This is a genomic window from Sphingopyxis sp. OAS728 (assembly GCF_014873485.1).
Lineage (GTDB): Bacteria > Pseudomonadota > Alphaproteobacteria > Sphingomonadales > Sphingomonadaceae > Sphingopyxis.
Window position 1 is genome coordinate 2,995,619 of record NZ_JADBDT010000001.1, and the last position, 16,000, is coordinate 3,011,618.

General features: G+C 66.5%; 18 protein-coding genes. 8 read left to right on the top strand and 10 right to left on the bottom strand.

What is annotated here, in order from left to right:
• Window positions 1-37: 37 nt before the first annotated feature.
• The 8 genes from GGC65_RS14175 to hisN all read right to left on the bottom strand — a co-directional run bounded on the left by GGC65_RS14175 (window position 38) and on the right by hisN (window position 7,848).
• Window positions 38-997 (bottom strand): alpha/beta hydrolase, encoded by a 960-nt coding sequence (locus GGC65_RS14175; protein WP_192647758.1) that lies wholly within the window; start codon window positions 995-997, stop codon window positions 38-40.
• Between the two features lie 38 nt (window positions 998-1,035).
• A complete protein-coding gene (gene pheT, locus GGC65_RS14180; protein ID WP_192647759.1) occupies window positions 1,036-3,423 on the bottom strand; it encodes a phenylalanine--tRNA ligase subunit beta in 2,388 nt (795 codons plus the stop codon).
• Window positions 3,420-4,514 (bottom strand): phenylalanine--tRNA ligase subunit alpha, encoded by a 1,095-nt coding sequence (pheS, locus tag GGC65_RS14185; protein ID WP_192647760.1) that lies wholly within the window; start codon window positions 4,512-4,514, stop codon window positions 3,420-3,422. Before pheS ends, pheT begins: the two co-directional genes overlap by 4 nt.
• Before the next feature lie 155 nt (window positions 4,515-4,669).
• Complete coding sequence (locus tag GGC65_RS14190) at window positions 4,670-5,572, bottom strand: helix-turn-helix domain-containing protein (RefSeq protein WP_192647761.1); 903 nt, start codon at window positions 5,570-5,572, stop codon at window positions 4,670-4,672.
• A 426-nt stretch (window positions 5,573-5,998) separates the two neighbouring features.
• Complete coding sequence (gene rplT / locus GGC65_RS14195; protein WP_192647762.1) at window positions 5,999-6,364, bottom strand: 50S ribosomal protein L20; 366 nt, start codon at window positions 6,362-6,364, stop codon at window positions 5,999-6,001.
• A 13-nt stretch (window positions 6,365-6,377) separates the two neighbouring features.
• Complete coding sequence (gene rpmI / locus GGC65_RS14200) at window positions 6,378-6,581, bottom strand: 50S ribosomal protein L35 (RefSeq protein ID WP_037515684.1); 204 nt, start codon at window positions 6,579-6,581, stop codon at window positions 6,378-6,380.
• Between the two features lie 117 nt (window positions 6,582-6,698).
• Window positions 6,699-7,049: a GFA family protein gene (locus GGC65_RS14205; protein WP_192647763.1), complete on the bottom strand. Its 351-nt coding sequence runs from the start codon at window positions 7,047-7,049 to the stop codon at window positions 6,699-6,701.
• Between the two features lie 16 nt (window positions 7,050-7,065).
• A complete protein-coding gene (hisN, locus tag GGC65_RS14210) occupies window positions 7,066-7,848 on the bottom strand; it encodes a histidinol-phosphatase (protein ID WP_192647764.1) in 783 nt (260 codons plus the stop codon).
• 144 nt (window positions 7,849-7,992) lie between these two features.
• Here hisN and GGC65_RS14215 point away from each other — a divergent pair, with 144 nt between their 5' ends.
• Window positions 7,993-8,505 (top strand): TetR/AcrR family transcriptional regulator, encoded by a 513-nt coding sequence (locus tag GGC65_RS14215; protein ID WP_225940818.1) that lies wholly within the window; start codon window positions 7,993-7,995, stop codon window positions 8,503-8,505.
• Window positions 8,506-8,518: 13 nt separating this feature from the next.
• Here the strand turns inward: GGC65_RS14215 and GGC65_RS14220 are convergent, their stop codons facing one another.
• Both GGC65_RS14220 and GGC65_RS14225 read right to left on the bottom strand, forming a co-directional pair.
• On the bottom strand, window positions 8,519-9,454 hold the full coding sequence (locus GGC65_RS14220) for a ribose-phosphate pyrophosphokinase (protein ID WP_037515690.1): 936 nt from the start codon (window positions 9,452-9,454) through the stop codon (window positions 8,519-8,521).
• A gap of 72 nt (window positions 9,455-9,526) precedes the next feature.
• Complete coding sequence (locus GGC65_RS14225) at window positions 9,527-10,294, bottom strand: LytTR family DNA-binding domain-containing protein (protein ID WP_192647766.1); 768 nt, start codon at window positions 10,292-10,294, stop codon at window positions 9,527-9,529.
• A 127-nt stretch (window positions 10,295-10,421) separates the two neighbouring features.
• Between GGC65_RS14225 and GGC65_RS14230 the strand changes: the two genes are divergently transcribed.
• From GGC65_RS14230 to rpmG, 7 genes are all read left to right on the top strand, one after another.
• On the top strand, window positions 10,422-10,907 hold the full coding sequence (locus GGC65_RS14230) for a DUF2306 domain-containing protein (protein ID WP_192647767.1): 486 nt from the start codon (window positions 10,422-10,424) through the stop codon (window positions 10,905-10,907).
• 33 nt (window positions 10,908-10,940) lie between these two features.
• Window positions 10,941-12,629, top strand: coding sequence for an NAD+ synthase (locus GGC65_RS14235; protein ID WP_192647768.1), 1,689 nt, complete (start codon window positions 10,941-10,943; stop codon window positions 12,627-12,629).
• A 57-nt stretch (window positions 12,630-12,686) separates the two neighbouring features.
• Window positions 12,687-13,061 (top strand): DoxX family protein, encoded by a 375-nt coding sequence (locus GGC65_RS14240; RefSeq protein WP_192647769.1) that lies wholly within the window; start codon window positions 12,687-12,689, stop codon window positions 13,059-13,061.
• A 4-nt stretch (window positions 13,062-13,065) separates the two neighbouring features.
• The gene (locus GGC65_RS14245; protein ID WP_192647770.1) at window positions 13,066-13,269 is read left to right on the top strand and encodes a hypothetical protein; all 204 of its coding nucleotides are present in this window, start codon (window positions 13,066-13,068) and stop codon (window positions 13,267-13,269) included.
• A gap of 33 nt (window positions 13,270-13,302) precedes the next feature.
• The gene (gene gltX, locus GGC65_RS14250; RefSeq protein ID WP_192647771.1) at window positions 13,303-14,613 is read left to right on the top strand and encodes a glutamate--tRNA ligase; all 1,311 of its coding nucleotides are present in this window, start codon (window positions 13,303-13,305) and stop codon (window positions 14,611-14,613) included.
• A gap of 133 nt (window positions 14,614-14,746) precedes the next feature.
• Window positions 14,747-15,484: an energy transducer TonB gene (locus tag GGC65_RS14255; RefSeq protein WP_192647772.1), complete on the top strand. Its 738-nt coding sequence runs from the start codon at window positions 14,747-14,749 to the stop codon at window positions 15,482-15,484.
• 216 nt (window positions 15,485-15,700) lie between these two features.
• Window positions 15,701-15,868, top strand: coding sequence for a 50S ribosomal protein L33 (gene rpmG, locus GGC65_RS14260; protein ID WP_037515700.1), 168 nt, complete (start codon window positions 15,701-15,703; stop codon window positions 15,866-15,868).
• Window positions 15,869-16,000 lie beyond the last annotated feature (132 nt).

The window sequence follows — 16,000 nt, forward strand, 5'->3', positions numbered from 1 at the left end:
GGTTGTATCGGGCCGAAACCATATCGCCCGCCGTGGCTCAGCCCGCCGCCGGTCCCGTCATCATCGCCGCCGCCGCGAGCAGCCCGTCGTTGAACCGCTGCGACAGCGCGGCGTCGGGGATCGCGTTGAAGGCGTGGATCGCGCCGGCATAGCTGTGCAGGTCGACCGGCACCCCCGCGGCGACGAGCCGGCGCGCATAGTCGAGATTTTCGTCGAAGAAGAGATCGAGGCTGCCCGTCGCGATATAGGCGGGAGGGAGATTCGACAGATCGTCGGCGAGGCTCGGCGAAAACCAGCCGCGCCGGTCGTCGTCGATCCGGTAATCGCCCTGCAGCGCGCGCCAGCCGAAGCGGTTGCTCGCGCGCGTCCAGATGAACTCGCCCGTCGTGGGATTGTTGTACGGACAGGCATCGCTGCCGGTGCGGTGATCGAGCATCGGGTAGGTCAGAAGCTGGCCCGCGATCGCCGGGCCGCCGAGATCGCGCGCCATGATCGCGAGCGCCGCCGCCAGCCCACCGCCCGCGCTTTCTCCCGCGACGATCATCCGGCTAGCGTCGAAGCCGAGCGCATCGGCTTGCCCCGCGAGCCACACCAGCGCCGAATGGCAATCTTCCTGCGGCACGGGGAAAGGGTTTTCGGGGGCGAGACGATATTCGACCGACGCGACGGGCACTCCCGTTGTGGCAGCGAGCATCGCGGGCCCCGCCTGCATCTGCTCGACCGATCCCATCACCATGCCGCCGCCATGAATGTGCAGGATTGCGCCGCCGCCCTCGCGCGTTTCCGCCGGACGGTACAGGAAAACCGGGATGTCGGGCCCGCCATGGGCCGACGGCACCAGCAGTCGTTCGGGCGCGATCACCGGCGGCGGCAGGATCGAATAAGTCTCCGCCGCCTTCGCCCGGATCTGGGCGATCGGTGCCGAATCGAGATCGACGCGCGGGAACAGGTCGATGATCGGGGCGATCTCGCGGTCGACGAGGTGGCGGGTGTCCATATCAAACTCTCCCTTTCATGCCCTCGCCGTCGCGAGGATCAGCCGCGCAGCGTCGCTCCGACTTTCGCCGCGGCGGCGACCACCTTGTCGGCAATCGCTTTCAGCTCGGCGTCGGTGAAGCTCTTCTCGAGCGGTTGCAGCTCGACCTCGACCGCAAGGCTCACCTGACCTTCGGGCACGCCCTGGCCGGCGAAGCGGTCGAACAGCCGCGCGTCGACGATGGCCGCCTTGTCGGCGCTGCGGACCGCGCGCATCAGATCGGCCGCGGTCAGGCTCGTCGGCGCGAGGAAGGCGAAGTCGCGGCGCACCGATTGCAGCGCGGGCGGCGTGAACGCCGCGCGGGCGGGGCCGCTCGCGCGCTTGGCCGGGATCGCATCGAGGAAAATCTGCACCGCCATCACCGGTCCGTCGACGTCGAAGGCGCGGGTGAGCAGCGGGTGGAGCGCGCCGAATTCGGCGAGCACTGCCTTGGGGCCGAGGCGCAGCGTCGCCGACTGGCCGGGATGCCAGATTGCGCCCTCGGTCACGGCGTCCATCACCTGCAACCGGTCGGCGGGCGCGCCCGCGGCTTCGAGCAAGGCGAGTGCGGCAGCTTTGGCGTCGAACGCGTCGAAGGGCGCGGCCTTGCCCGCCTGCCAGCCGCGCGCGCGCTTGTCGCCCGCCATCAGCACGGCGAGCGTCGGATGCTCGGCGTCGGCCAGATAGCGCCGCCCGATCTCGAACAGGCGAATGCTGTCGGCGCCGCGGTTCTGGTTGCGCTGCGCCGCGGCGAGCAGGCCGGGGAGCAGCGACGGGCGCATGACCTTGAGGTCCTCGCTGATCGGGTTGGCGAGCGACCAGGTGCCGCCGCCGAAGGGCGTGGCGTCGGCCTCGCTGATGAACGACCAGGTCACCGCTTCGTCGAACCCCGCGGCGGCCGCGGCGCGGCGCAGGCGGCGTTCGGTAAGCTGTTCGGCGGTCGCGGTCGGTTTCGCCACGCCGTCAACGCGCGGCAAGGCCACCGACGCGATCGCGTCGAAGCCGGTGATGCGCGTGACTTCCTCGACGATGTCGGGGGCGGCATCGACGTCGCGGCGCCAGCTCGGCACCGCGACCTGCCAGCGGCCGGCCTGTTCGATCACCGAAAAACCGAGCGCGGCCAGAATTTCCTGCTGCCGTTCGGGGGCGATCGCGATGCCGCCGAGCGTTGCCGATAGCGCCGGGTCGTAATCGACCGTCTTCACCTCGGCGGGCGGGGTGCCCGCGCGCGTGACGAGCGACGGCGAGCCGCCGCAGATTGCGAGCACATGCGCGGTGACGATCGCGGTCGCGTCGTCGAGGAAGGCCGGGTCGACCCCGCGTTCGAAGCGGCTGCGCGCGTCGCTGGTCAGCGCGAGCGCCTGCCCGGTGAGCGCGATGCGTTCGGGGGTGAAATAGGCGACTTCGATCAGCACGTCGGTCGTCGTCTCGCTGCACCCGCTATGCTCGCCGCCCATGATGCCCGCGATGTCATGGACGCCGCTGTCGTCGGCGATCACCGTCATCGTGTCGGTGAGGACATAGTCCTTGCCGTTGAGCGCGGTGACGGTTTCGCCGGCGTTTGCGCGGCGCGCAACGAGCGCGCCGGTCAGCTTGGCGCGGTCATAGATATGGCTCGGGCGACCGAGGTCGAACATCACATAGTTGCTGATGTCGACGAGCGCCGAGATCGAGCGCTGCCCGACGGCTTCGAGGCGGCGGCGCATCCATTCGGGCGCGGTGCCGTTGGTGACGCCGCTGATCGTGCGGCCGAAGAAGGCGGGGCAGCCCTCGACGTCGTCGGTCCGGATTTCGGTCGCGGGCGCGCCCTCGCCGATGATGGTCGGGACGTCGAGCGGCTTCAGCGTGCCGAGTCCGGCGGCGGCGAGGTCGCGCGCGATCCCGCGCACGCCCATGCAATCCTGCCGGTTCGGGGTGATCGAAATGTCGACCACCGGATCGCCTGCTCCGCTATAGTCGGCGAAGGGCGTGCCGATCGGCGCGTCGACGGGCAGTTCGATGATCCCGTCATGATCGTCGCCCAGTTCGAGCTCGCGCGTCGAGCACATCATGCCGTTCGATTCGACCCCGCGCACCGCCGCGACCTTCAGCTCCATGCCGTTCGCGGGCACAACCGCGCCGGGCAGGCCGAGCACGCCGACGAGGCCCGCGCGCGCATTGGGCGCGCCGCAGACGACGGTGAGCGGCGCGCCGCCGTCGCCGGTGTCGACGGTCAGCACTTGCAGCTTGTCGGCCTGCGGATGTTTCTCGGCGGTCAGTACCCTGGCGACGCGGAAGCCGGCGAGTTTCTCGGCCGGATTCTCGACGCCTTCGACCTCATGGCCGATGCGGTTCAATGTCGCGACGACATCGGCGACCGCATAGTCGCCATCCAGATGTTCGCGGAGCCAGTCGAGGGTGATCTTCATGCCGAAATCCCCCCGCTGAGTGTCGGGACCGACAGCGCGTTGAATCCATAATGCGCCAGCCAGCGCAGGTCGCCGTCGAAGAAGGCGCGGAGGTCATCCATGCCATATTTCAGCATCGCGAGCCGGTCGACGCCGACCCCGAAGGCAAAGCCCTGCCACTCGTCGGGGTCGAGCCCGCAGTTGGCGATCACGCGGCGATTGACCATGCCGCTGCCGAGCAATTCCATCCACGCATGGCCTTCGTCGTCGCCATTGCCACCGACGATGCGCCGGCCTTTCTCTTGCTTGTAACCGACATCGACCTCGGCCGAGGGCTCGGTGAAGGGGAAATAGCTCGGGCGCAGGCGCAGCACGATGTCGTCGCGCTCGAAATAGGCCTTGAGGAAGGTTTCGAGCGTCCATTTGAGGTGGCCCATATGGATGCCGCGATCGATCACGAGCCCTTCGACCTGATGGAACATCGGCGTATGCGTCGCGTCGCTGTCGCTGCGATAGACGCGGCCGGGCGCGATGATGCGGATCGGCGGTTCTTGGCTCATCATCGTGCGGATCTGCACCGGCGAGGTGTGCGTGCGCAACAGCATCGCGCGCCCTTCGGCGTCGGTGTCGGCGAAATAGAAAGTGTCGTGCATCGCGCGCGCGGGATGCGTTTCGGGAATGTTGAGCGCGGTGAAGTTGCGCCAGTCGTCCTCGATCTCGGGGCCCGTTGCGACGGCGAAGCCCATGTCGGCGAAGATTTCGGCGAGCTCGTCCATCACCTGGCTGACCGGATGGACGCTGCCGCGCGGCGTTGCGTCGGCGGGCAGCGACATGTCGATCGCCTCGGCGGCGAGCTTCACGTCGAGCGCCGCGGCATCGAGCGCGGCCTTGCGCGCGGCGAGCGCGGCGGTGATTGTTTCGCGCAGCGCATGGATCGCCGGACCCTGCGCCTGGCGCTCGTCGGGGGTCATGCCGCCCAGCGTCTTGAGCAGTGCAGTGATGGTGCCCGCCTTGCCCAGCGCCGACACGCGCAGCGCCTCGACCGCGTTCGCGTCGGCCGCCGCTTCGATGTCGCCCAACAATTGGCTCTGGATGGCCTCGATATCGCTCATCGTCATTCGTCCTGTTCCGGCGGCGCTGGCGCTGCCGGCCTACATTTTTGTTTGTTATGGATACGGCGGCTTCCCGCGCGTGCGTCGCTTGCCGCTTGCACCGAACACGCGGCGTGGGTCAAGTCCGGCGACGCCCCGCGCGGCCGAAAACGGGCCTATCCGGCAGGCTTGTGCAGGCCTTGAACGGGCGCGCCTGCCGCGGCGGCGCGTGCGAAGGCTGCGGCACCGAGGATCGGCTTGGGCCTAGCCGCATAATCGCGCGGGCTCATCCCCATGAAACGCTGGAAGTCGCGCGTAAACTGCGCCTGATCGTAATAATGGTGATCCATCGTATCGATCCACGCCATCGACGGGTCGAGCATGAAGCGTGCGAGGCTGCGCAGGAAGCGTTGCCGCAGCAAAAGCAGTTTCGGTGAAAAGCCGAAGGCGCGGTGGCTGAGGCGCTCGATCGAGCGTTCGGAGAGCGCGAGTTTCGCCGACAGGTCGGCGACGCTCGTCACCTCGTCGTCGACCAGCGCCTGATGCGCGGCGAGGATGGCCGGATCGTCGGGCGGCGCATCGGCGAGGAGCGCGCAGACATGCGCGTCGATCAGCGCCGCGGCGGCGTCGACGTCGTTCACTTGGCGCAAGGCGTCGAGCAGGGGCGCGAAGGGGGCGAAGGCCGGATGGGCGTTGCCGTCGGTCATCCGGTCGGCCAGTTCCTCGGCGGGCAGCGGAATGAATTTGGCCCAGCCCATCGGCAGGATGCCGATCCCCCAGGTGCGCATATTGCCCGCCGCAAAATAGGTTGCGGTGCTCGTCGGGCCGGTGGCGATGAAGCGCGGCGTTTCGGCCACCGGGCTGGCGCCGATCGCCGCGTGCGGCGGGTCGCCCTCGACAAATCGCAGGTTCGCCCATTCGGGGTGCAGATAATCCTCGACCCGGGCGCCGCCGGGAACCGTGACTTCGCTGAGGTAGATCGTGCTGACATAGGGGCGGAGAGGCGGAGACAAGGGAAAGAAGCGCGTGGCGACCCGCGCGCCCGCCGGAAGGTCATGAGATGCGTCGCGTTGCGCCATGCTGTCCCATTTTGAGCTAAAAGAGCATGAATAACAATGCCCCGACACCGGCGGGTGTCGGGTTCTTACAATTTTATACGCCGCGACTGCGTCATAGTTGCGTGGCCCGCTCCGAAAGGGGGTGTGCGGAAGATCGGGACGAGACGCCAACAGGGTGGGGCCTGGCGGGGACCTGAAATAACGAACCGATTTTCCGAGCTTCGTCCCGGCCGGCAGCTTTCTGCGACCCACGGCTATTCGGAACGGGCGGGGGGGCGATGGTTTCCACTGGAACCATTGTCGAGGCGGTGCGGAGCGGGAGCTTCGCGCCGCCTCTTCCGTTTGGGGGCGGCGGTGGCCGTCTGCCGTCGTTCCGGCGCGCAAACCCAAAGAAAAAGGGCGGCCCCGTCGGGACCGCCCTTGTTCGTTTCGCCTGGCTGGAAAGCGTCAGGCTGCCTTGGGCAGCGCCGCCTTCGCCTGGGCGATGATCGCGGTGAAGACCGTGCCTTCGTTCATCGCGAGGTCGGCCATGACCTTGCGGTCGAGTTCGATCCCGGCCAGCTTCACGCCGTGCATGAACTGCGAATAGGTCAGACCTTCGGCGCGGACCGCGGCGTTGATGCGCTGGATCCACAGACCGCGGAAATTCCGCTTCTTAACCTTGCGGTCGCGATAGGCGTATTGGCCGGCCTTTTCGACGGCCTGCTTGGCGACGCGGATGGTGTTCTTGCGACGACCGTAATAGCCCTTCGCCTGTTCCAAAATCCGCTTGTGCTTGGCGCGCGTGGTGACGCCGCGTTTGATGCGTGACATGCCTTAGCGCTCCTTACTTCAGGCCGTAGGGCGCCCAGAGGCGCACATGGGCCACATCCGAATCGCTCAGCACGCTGGTGCCGCGGTTGGTGCGGATATATTTTGCATTGTGGCTGCTCAGGCGGTGACGCTTGCCGACGACGCCGTGCTTCACCTTGCCCGAGGCGGTGAATTTGAAGCGTTTCTTCACACCGCTCTTGGTCTTCATTTTGGGCATTTTGGTCTCCTTTGGAAGTCCGTTTGCGTATCGGCCTGGCAGCCCTTTCAGCCAGCCGACACAATCGGAAGCGGGGCGCTTAGGAGGATTCGCGCCGAAATGCAAGCGTTGCGGGGATTAGAAGCTCGCGCCGTCAACCTTGTGGATCGTGAGCGTATCGAGATCGGCGTCGGGCACACAGCGCAGATTGACCGCGGCCATCTTCGATCCGTCGGGACCGGTCCCCACCGAGAAGCCCTGACATCCGCAATCGGTGCAGAATTGATGGTCGATATTATGCTTGTTGAACTGGTAGGATTCGAGCTTGTCGCTCCCGCCGGTCAGCCTGAATTGATCGAGCGGCACGAAGGCAAGCAGAAAGCCCTTGCGCCGGCAATGCGAGCAGTTGCAGCTCATCGCCGTGTCGGGAATATCGCCCTCGACCGAATAGGTCACCGCGCCGCAGTGGCAGCTGCCTTCGAATGCCATGTCCGTTACGCTCCTCTCAATGGTGGCAGGCGAGCCCTTCGATCACATCCTCGAGCCGCGCCGGATCGCCGAGCGCGATGACATGGCCCGTGCTGTCGGCATTGAGCGGGTCGCCGTTCCAGTCGCACATCGTCCCGCCCGCGCCCTCGACGATCGGCGCCAGAGCTGCGAAGTCGTGGAGCTTCAGTCCTGCCTCGACGACAAGGTCGATATGGCCGCTCGCGAGCAGGCCGTAATTATAACAGTCGCCGCCGAAGACCATGCGCTTGTGTGAGGTTTTGGCCGCCAGCGCCATGAAATGCTCGCCGTCATGATCGCTGAAATATTGTGGGCCCGTCGTCGCGAGTACTGCGTCGGCGAGATCGCGACAGGTCCGCGTTCGTGCGGGGGCGCCGTTGAACAAGGTCGGCTGCCCCAACGCGCCGACCCAGCGCTCGCCATTGATGGGCTGGTCGATGATCCCGAGGACGGGCCAGCCGTCCTGAAGCAGTGCGATCAGCGTCCCGAAGATCGGACGGCCCGCCATGAAACTGACGGTGCCGTCGATCGGGTCGAGCACCCATTGGCGCGACGCGTCGGTGCGCTCGGCGCCATATTCCTCGCCGATGATTCCGTCGCGCGGCGCCTCGGCATCGAGCAAGCGGCGCATCGCGGCTTCGGCGGCGCGGTCAGCGTCGGTGACAGGCGAAGCATCGGCCTTCGCTTCATGCGAAAACGCGGCCCGGAAGAGCGGACGGATTGCTTCGCCGGCCGCGTCGGCGAGGCGATTGGCGAGGGCGAGGTCGGAGGTGAGGGTCATAGGGGTAGCGCTAGCCGAGAGATGGGCTCGCCGCCACCCCGGCATCGGTAAAGCTGTCATATTCGTCCGATATATAAATTGTACAAATCAAGTATAATTTGTACAATTGCGTTCATGGATGATCGGATATCCGCCGATTCCTTCATGGGTATTTTTGCCCGTGTCGGATTTCGCAAGGCATCGATGGATGATCTGGCGCGCGCCACGGGCGTGTCGCGTCAGGCGCTCTACAATCGCTTCGGGTCGAAGGCAGCGCTGATCGAATGGACGATGACCGCGATGATCGAGCGATCGCTCGCCGAGGCGCTGCGTTGCCTCGACAGCCCAGGCGCGACGCTGGTGGTACGCCTCCTCGCCGCGCTTGATGCCTGGGCGGGACAGCATATGGCGATGCTGCGCGCGTCGCCGCACGGGATCGAGGTCGCGGTGACGGTGGCGCCCGATCCGGCCGAGGCGGTGCGCGCCGCCGAACGCAAGCTGATCGCCGCGATGGCCAACACGATCCGGCTCAGCGGCCCCGGTTCGGCGGTGCCGCGCGCGGGCAGTATGGCGCAGGCGCTATGCTGGACCGCAAAGGGCCTCGTCCACGCCGCGCCCGACCATGCGAGTTTTCACCGCGAGCTGGAACTGATCGTCGGCACGCTGCTCGCGCGCTGACGCGTTTAAAGCCTCAGTCGAAGAGCGAGGAAACGCTCGATTCGTCGGCGATGCGCTTGATCGCTTCGCCGAGCAGCGGCGCGACGGTGAGCGCGCGGACCTTGCTGCTGTCGTTGACGGCATCGGTCGGCTGGATCGAATCGGTGATCACCAGTTCGGTCAGCTCGCTCGCATCGACGCGCGCGACCGCGCCGCCCGACAAGACGCCGTGCGTACAATAAGCGACGACGCCCTCGGCACCCGCGGCCTTCAGCGCCGCGGCGGCGTTGCACAGCGTGCCCGCCGAATCGACGATGTCGTCGATCAGGATGCAGAAGCGGCCCTTCACGTCGCCGATGATGTTCATGACTTCGGATTCGCCGGCGCGTTCGCGGCGCTTGTCGACGATCGCGAGCGGCGCGTTGTCGAGGCGCTTGGCGAGCGCGCGCGCGCGGACCACGCCGCCGACGTCGGGCGACACGACCATCAGATTCTTGCCCGCGAAGCGCGCCTGGATGTCGGCGCTCATCACTGGCGCGGCGTAGAGGTTATCGGTCGGGATATCGAAGAAGCCCTGGATCTGCCCGGCGTGCAGGTCGATGGCGAGGACGCGGTCGGCGCCCGAGGTGGTGATCAGGTTCGCGACGAGCTTCGCCGAGATCGGCGTGCGCGGGCCGGGTTTCCGGTCCTGACGGGCATAGCCGAAATAGGGGACGACCGCAGTGATGCGCTTGGCCGAGGCACGGCGCAGCGCGTCGTTGATGATGAGCAGTTCCATCAGATTGTCGTTCGCGGGGAAGTTTGTCGGCTGCACGACGAAGACGTCCTGACCGCGGACATTCTCATGGATCTCGACGAAGACCTCTTCGTCGGCGAAGCGGCGCACGCTGGTGTCGGTCAGCGGCAGTTCCAGATAGTCCGCGATCGCACGGGCCAGCGGCAGGTTGCTGTTGCCGGAGATGAGTTTCATGGGGTGCAAGGCCCTTTCGCGCGGGTGGGATTGCGCGCCCCCTTAGCCAGCGCGGGCCGATAGGGGAAGGGGTTAAAGCCATCCCGCCGCGCGTAACTGCGGCATCATGTCGCGCGCGACGGGCGCTTCGTGATTTCCGGTCAGCGTGATGATCGCGGTACGGCCGTCGCGGCGCACCGCGACGACCGCGTCGCGTGCGACCCACCAGCTCCGATGGATACGCAGCCCGTCGGCTTCGCCAAGGCGTTCGATCGCGTCGCGCATCCGCATCAGGACCAGTTCCTCGCGGACCGCGCCGATGACGCGGACATAATGATCCTCGCCCTTCAGCGCGAGCACCGGCCCAAAGCCCGGAGGTAGCGGAAGCGTGGGCGGCGCGGGTGCGGGTAGAGGGGAAGGCGCGCGTTCCGACATGGCGGCGGCCGGAACGGTGCGGCCGAAAACCGAGGCCATCACCACCGATGCGACGACCGCGATGACGACGATATAGAGGTACATCGTCCAGAAGCCGCGCCAGCGCAGCACCTCGGCAAAGGGCAGGCGCGTCACCATCATCGTCACGATCAGCGTGAGCGGCACGCTGGCGACGACGAGCGCCAGCAGCTTGCCGGCAAAATGCGGCAGCCCGGTCGCCTCGCACAGCCAGCCCGCCACGATGTTGGTCGGGCGGAAAAGCGCATAACCCGCGAGCAGCCAGATCACCCAGCTCAGCATGCGCTGCGCAGGTGGCGCGGCGAAAGTGCCGAATGGGCCGAGCAGCCCGACGAGCAGGCCGAGCGCGACCATCACCAATATTTCGATCGTCAGCCGCTTTGCCATGCCGCGTCTTGTGCGTGCCATTTCACGAAGCGTCAATTGGCGAAGCGGCCTGTTTCGCGAAGAAATCCGCCGTTTTTGCGAAGGGGCGATTGCGCGTGAACGGCCGGCGGGCAGGGGAGGCGCATCGATAGCCACAACAGGATTTCCCATGACTGCCGCCCCCGCCAACTCCCTTCGCCGCATCGGCCTGATGGCCCTGCTCGTCCTCGGCGCGATCATCCTTGCGATCCTTGCCCGCTCCGTCACCGGCCCGTCGGACTATCGAACCCCGGCGTGGGCGATATGGGTCCACCTCGCGACGGTCGTCCCGGCACTGCCGCTCGGTGCCTGGCTGCTCTGGCGTCCGCGCAAGGGCGATAGCGCACACCGGATCGGCGGGCGCATCTGGGTGCTGCTGATGATCGTCACCGCGATCGACAGTTTCTGGATCCGCACGATCACCGGCGGCATCGGCCCGATCCATATCTTTTCGGTGGTGACGATCGTCCAGCTGCCGCGCGCGATCTGGTTCGCGAAAACGGGGCAGATCGAGCGCCACCAGCGGATCATGCGCGGCGTCTTTTTCGGGCTGATCGCGGCGGGCTTTTTCGCGATGGCCCCCGGCCGCACGCTGTGGGCGCTTCTCTTCGGTTGAATGGACGGGGCGGTTGGGCCTAAACCCGCGCGCATGACACAAGAGCTGACCATCGTCCTTTCGCAAATGACCCAGTCGGTCGGCGACCTTGCCGCCAATGCGCAGGCGATGCGCGACGTGCGCGCGCGGCACCCCGATGCCGACCTGATCCTCTACCCCGAGTTCCAGCTGATCGGCTATCCACCCGAGGATCTGGTGCTGAAACCCGCCCTCGCCGAACGTGCCGCGAAGCTGCTTGAAGAGCTGGCGGCCGATACCGCCGACGGCGGCCCGGCGATGCTCGTCGGTTCGGTCCAGCGCACGAAGGATGAGAATGGCGGCGACGCGCTCTATAATATCGTCGCCTTGCTCGACGGCGGCAAAATCGTCGCGACGCGGCGCAAGCATGAGCTGCCAAATTACGGCACCTTCGACGAGAAGCGTGTGTTCGTGCCCGGCCCGCTTCCCGATGTCGTCGAATGGCGCGGGGTGAAGCTGGGCCTGCCGATCTGCGAGGATGGCTGGTTGCCGAAGGTTTGCCGGCATCTGGCGGAGCAGGGCGCCGAGCTGCTGATTTCGGTCAACGGCAGCCCCTATGAGATCGACAAGGACGAGCGGCGTCTGACGCAGGTGTTCGCGAGCCGCGTTGCCGAAACCTCACTGCCGGTCCTTTTCCTCAACCGCATCGGCGGGCAGGACGAGATCGTCTTCGACGGCTGCTCGTTCGTGCTCAACGGCGACGGGACGACCGCGCACCGGCTGATCGACTGGAAGCCCGAGGAGCGGGTGACGCGCTGGACGAAGGGCGCCCCAAATGTCGAGGGGGGCGGCTGGACGTGCGAGGCGGGCGCGATCGCCGAATGGGAGGCGCATCCGGCGGACATTTATAGCGCGATGATCGTTTCCTTACGCGACTATGTCGAGCGCAACCGCTTCCCCGGCGTCGTGCTCGGGCTGTCGGGCGGGATCGATTCGGCGATCTGCGCCGCGATCGCCGCCGACGCGCTGGGGCCGGACAAGGTCTGGTGCGTGATGCTGCCGAGCCGTTTCACCAGCCAGTCGAGCCTCGACGATGCCGCGGGCTGCGCGGCGATGATCGGGTGCCGGCTCGACACGATCCCGATCGTGCCCGCTGTCGAGGCGTTCGACCAGATGCTCGCGGGCAGCTTTGCCGACAAAGACGTCGACATCACCGAGGAGAATGTCCAGTCGCGCATCCGCGGCGTGACGCTGATGGCGCTCAGCAACAAATTCGGGCCGATGCTGCTGACGACGGGCAACAAGAGCGAGATGAGCGTCGGCTATGCGACGATCTATGGCGACATGGCGGGCGGCTATAACCCGCTGAAGGATGCCTATAAAATGACGGTGTTTGCCGTCGCGAAGTGGCGCAATGAGAATGTGCCGCGATTGTCGCGCAACCCGGTGGCGCCGGTGATGCCCGATACGATCATTACCAAGCCGCCGAGCGCCGAACTGCGCCCCGACCAGAAGGACGAGGACAGCCTGCCGCCCTACGCCGAGCTCGACCGCATGCTCCACATGCTCGTCGAGGAGGAGGCGAGCGTCGACGACGTCGTCGCACGATATGGCTTCGACCGCGATGCGGTGGTGCGGATCGAGCGGCTGCTGATGCTTGCCGAATATAAGCGCCGTCAGGCGCCGCCGGGGGTCAAGCTGTCGACGCGCAATTTCGGACGCGACCGGCGCTATCCGATCACGCATGGGTTCCGGACGGGATAGGGGGAGAGGCGGATGGGTCTGTTGGGTCGAAAGGCGCCGCCGGAAAGGGCGGGGCAGGTGCTCGATATCTTGCGCGTCACCGTCGCGCTGCTCATCCTGATCCACGGCGTGTACCGGCTCGCGGCGGGCCTCGTTGCACCGTTTGGTCTCTGGCTGGACGGCCTTGGCTTTCCCTTCGGTTATGGCTGGGCGATGGCGGTGACGCTGTACGAACTCGTCGGCCCGGCGCTGATGCTGGCGCGCCGCTGGACGAGCCTCGCCGCGCTCGGCCATGCTTTCATCCTGACGCTCGGCATGATCCTCGTCCACCTGCCCGCGGGCTGGTTCGTCGTCGGCGGCGGACGCAACGGGATGGAATATAGCGTCCTGTTGATCGTTTCGCTGCTCGCGATCGCTTGGGCCTATTGGCCGCCGCGGCGCGGGCCGGGCTGACCGCGTGGCGAACTGGCTCACCGGGATCGGCTATGTGCTGTCGATCGTCAGCGTGGCGTTGCTCGCGTGGGTCGCGTGGCCCGCGCCCGAAGAGGATCGCGCGCTGGTGGGCGCGGTGATCGCGGGGGCCGCGCTGTCGGTCGTCGGCATGGCGCTGCGCTGGGCCGCGCACATCGTCCAGAACCGCAGGATTGCCGAAGACGACTGACGGCAGCGGAATATGCGGTTATAGGCGCGCGTCATGACCGTCGTTACCCGTTTCGCTCCGTCGCCGACCGGCACCCTGCATGTCGGCAATGTCCGCACCGCGCTCCACAATTGGCTGTGGGCGCGGAAGCATGGCGGGCGCTTCCTGCTGCGCATCGACGACACCGATCTCGAACGGTCGAAAGAGGAATATGTCGATGGCATCCGCGCCGACCTCGCCTGGCTCGGGTTCGACATCGACGGCGAGGAGCGCCAGTCGGCGCGATTCGCGCTCTATGAGGCCGAGTTCGAAAAGCTGAAGGCGGCGGGGCGCGTCTACGCCTGTTACGAGACGCCCGAAGAACTCGATATTCGCCGCAAGATATTGCTCTCGCGCGGGCTGCCGCCGGTTTATGAGCGCAAGCCCGCCGATGCGCCGGTCCCCGAGGGCGTCGCGCCGCACTGGCGCTTTCGCCTCGATCATGACGCCGCGATCGAGTGGGTCGACATGGTCCGCGGGCCGCAGCATTTCGAACCGAAGACGATGTCCGACCCGGTGGTTCGCCGCGCCGACGGCAGCTGGCTCTATCTGCTGCCGAGCGTGATCGACGATATCGCGATGGGGATCACGCATGTCGTGCGCGGCGAGGACCATGTGTCGAACACCGCTTCGCAGATCCAGATGTTCGAAGCGCTTGGCGCGGCGCCGCCGGCCTTTGCGCATGAGGCTCTGCTCGTCGGGACCGAGGGCAAATTGTCGAAGCGGCTGGGTTCGCTCGGAATGGCCAGCCTGCGCGACGAGGGCATCGAACCGATCGCGCTCGTCGCATTGCTCGCGCGGCTCGGGACGAGCGATCCGGTCGAGCCGGTGACGCACGTCGCCCCGCTGATCGAAAGCATCGATTTCGCGCGTTTCGGCCGCGCCCCGGCGCGTTTTGACGAGGCCGAGCTCGCGCTGCTCAACCAGAAGATATTGCACCACACCGATCACGGGGCGGTTGCGGACCGCCTGCCCGCTGCGATCGGCGAAGCGCGCTGGCATGCGATTCGACCGAACCTGATGACGGTGACCGAGGCAGCCGAGTGGGTGCCGGTGTTCGACGGGCCTTTCATCGCTCCCGCGGTTGAAGAGGCCGACCGCGCAGTGCTCGCAGCGGCGGCGGCCGCGGCGCCCGGCGTCGATTGGGCCGCCGATCCCTGGCACGCGCTGACCAGCGCCGTGAAAGAGACAACGGGGGCGAAGGGCCGTGCGCTGTTCCTGCCGCTGCGCCGCGCGCTGACGGGGCGCGACCATGGGCCTGACATGGCCGAACTGCTGCCGCTGATCGACAAGGATCAGGCGGTGGCACGGCTTTCCGCCACTTAACGAGCCGTTGTGAGCTTGCTTACTGATTCGCTTGACATGAGACGTAATGTTATAATATCACGTCAGTCTGACCTGGCCGATAGCAGCGGTCGGAACGCGGCGGGGCCGGGTCATCGAGGCAAGGAGAGAGGCCATGACCCTGATACCCCTGATTTCGGCTATCGTAGCCGCGCCCGAGGCGACCATCGCGCCGGCCGGATCGGCGGCGCCGCTGTCCCGCACCAGCTATGGAAGCGATAATCGTCACCACCCGGTCGCGGCGCTGTTTGCGGTGGGGCTGCCCGCCGCGTTGGTTGTCGCCGTCGCGCTGTCGCCGATGATCGTTCAGACGATTCCCGAATCCGAACCACAGGTCTGGAAGCCGATCACGCTTGAGAAGCCCAAGCCCCCCGAACCGCAACCCGATGCCAAACCACAGGACCAGCCGACGAAAACCGTGATCGCAGCGACCAAGTCGCCCCTGCCGCCGGTCAGTCAGGATCCGCCTGTCGGCCGTACCGACGAGCCCTATATCCTGCCGGCAGGCACCGGCACGGGAATGACCGTGCCCCAAATCATCGATCCGCCCGTGCAGCCCCCCAAGCTGGTGCTCGCGCGGCTCGACGAGCGTTATGCGGGTCTCTTCCAGCCCGATTATCCGGCGCGCGCGCAGCGCGAAGGAATCGAGGGCGTCGCGGTCGTCCGTGTGCTGATCGGCACGGACGGACGGGTGAAGGCGGTCGAGCTTGTCAGCGCCGACGATCCGGCATTTTTCGAGGCGACGAAACGGCGGGCGCTGACCAAGTGGCGCTTCAAGGCGGCGACGCGCGGTGGGGTGCCCGAGGAAAGCTGGAAGGAAATGCGCGTCCGCTTCGAGATCAAGAACGCCTAGGGCATAACCCGACCCCTCCCGGACGGGCGGCCGATGTGCCGCCCGTCCTTCCTTTTGCTTGACAGAAAGGCCGAATCCCGCCAAAGGCGCCCGGATATTGAAGGGCGGCGCGGCGTCGCGCGGCCCTTTCATGTTTTTCACACCACGTCGGGGCCCTAGTCCCGCCGCATCCTTCGGACCTCCGGTGGATGTGCAGTTATTTCGAGGAACAGGGCCATGGCCAAGCCGACGACCGTCAAGATCAAGCTGGTGAGCACCGCCGACACGGGCTTTTTCTATGTCACGAAAAAGAACCCGCGCACGATGACCGAGAAGATGTCGGTGCGTAAGTACGATCCGCGTGTCCGCAAGCACGTCGAGTTCAAGGAAGCCAAGATCAAGTGATGCATTTCCCCGTGCGCTGAAAGCGCGTGGGACGGAAATGCGTCATCCCGGCGAAGGCTGGGATCCCGAAGGGCGGCGATTGCGCCGCCCTTTTTGCGTGCGCGTCTCAGGCTTGCCTTTCATTCCGGGCAT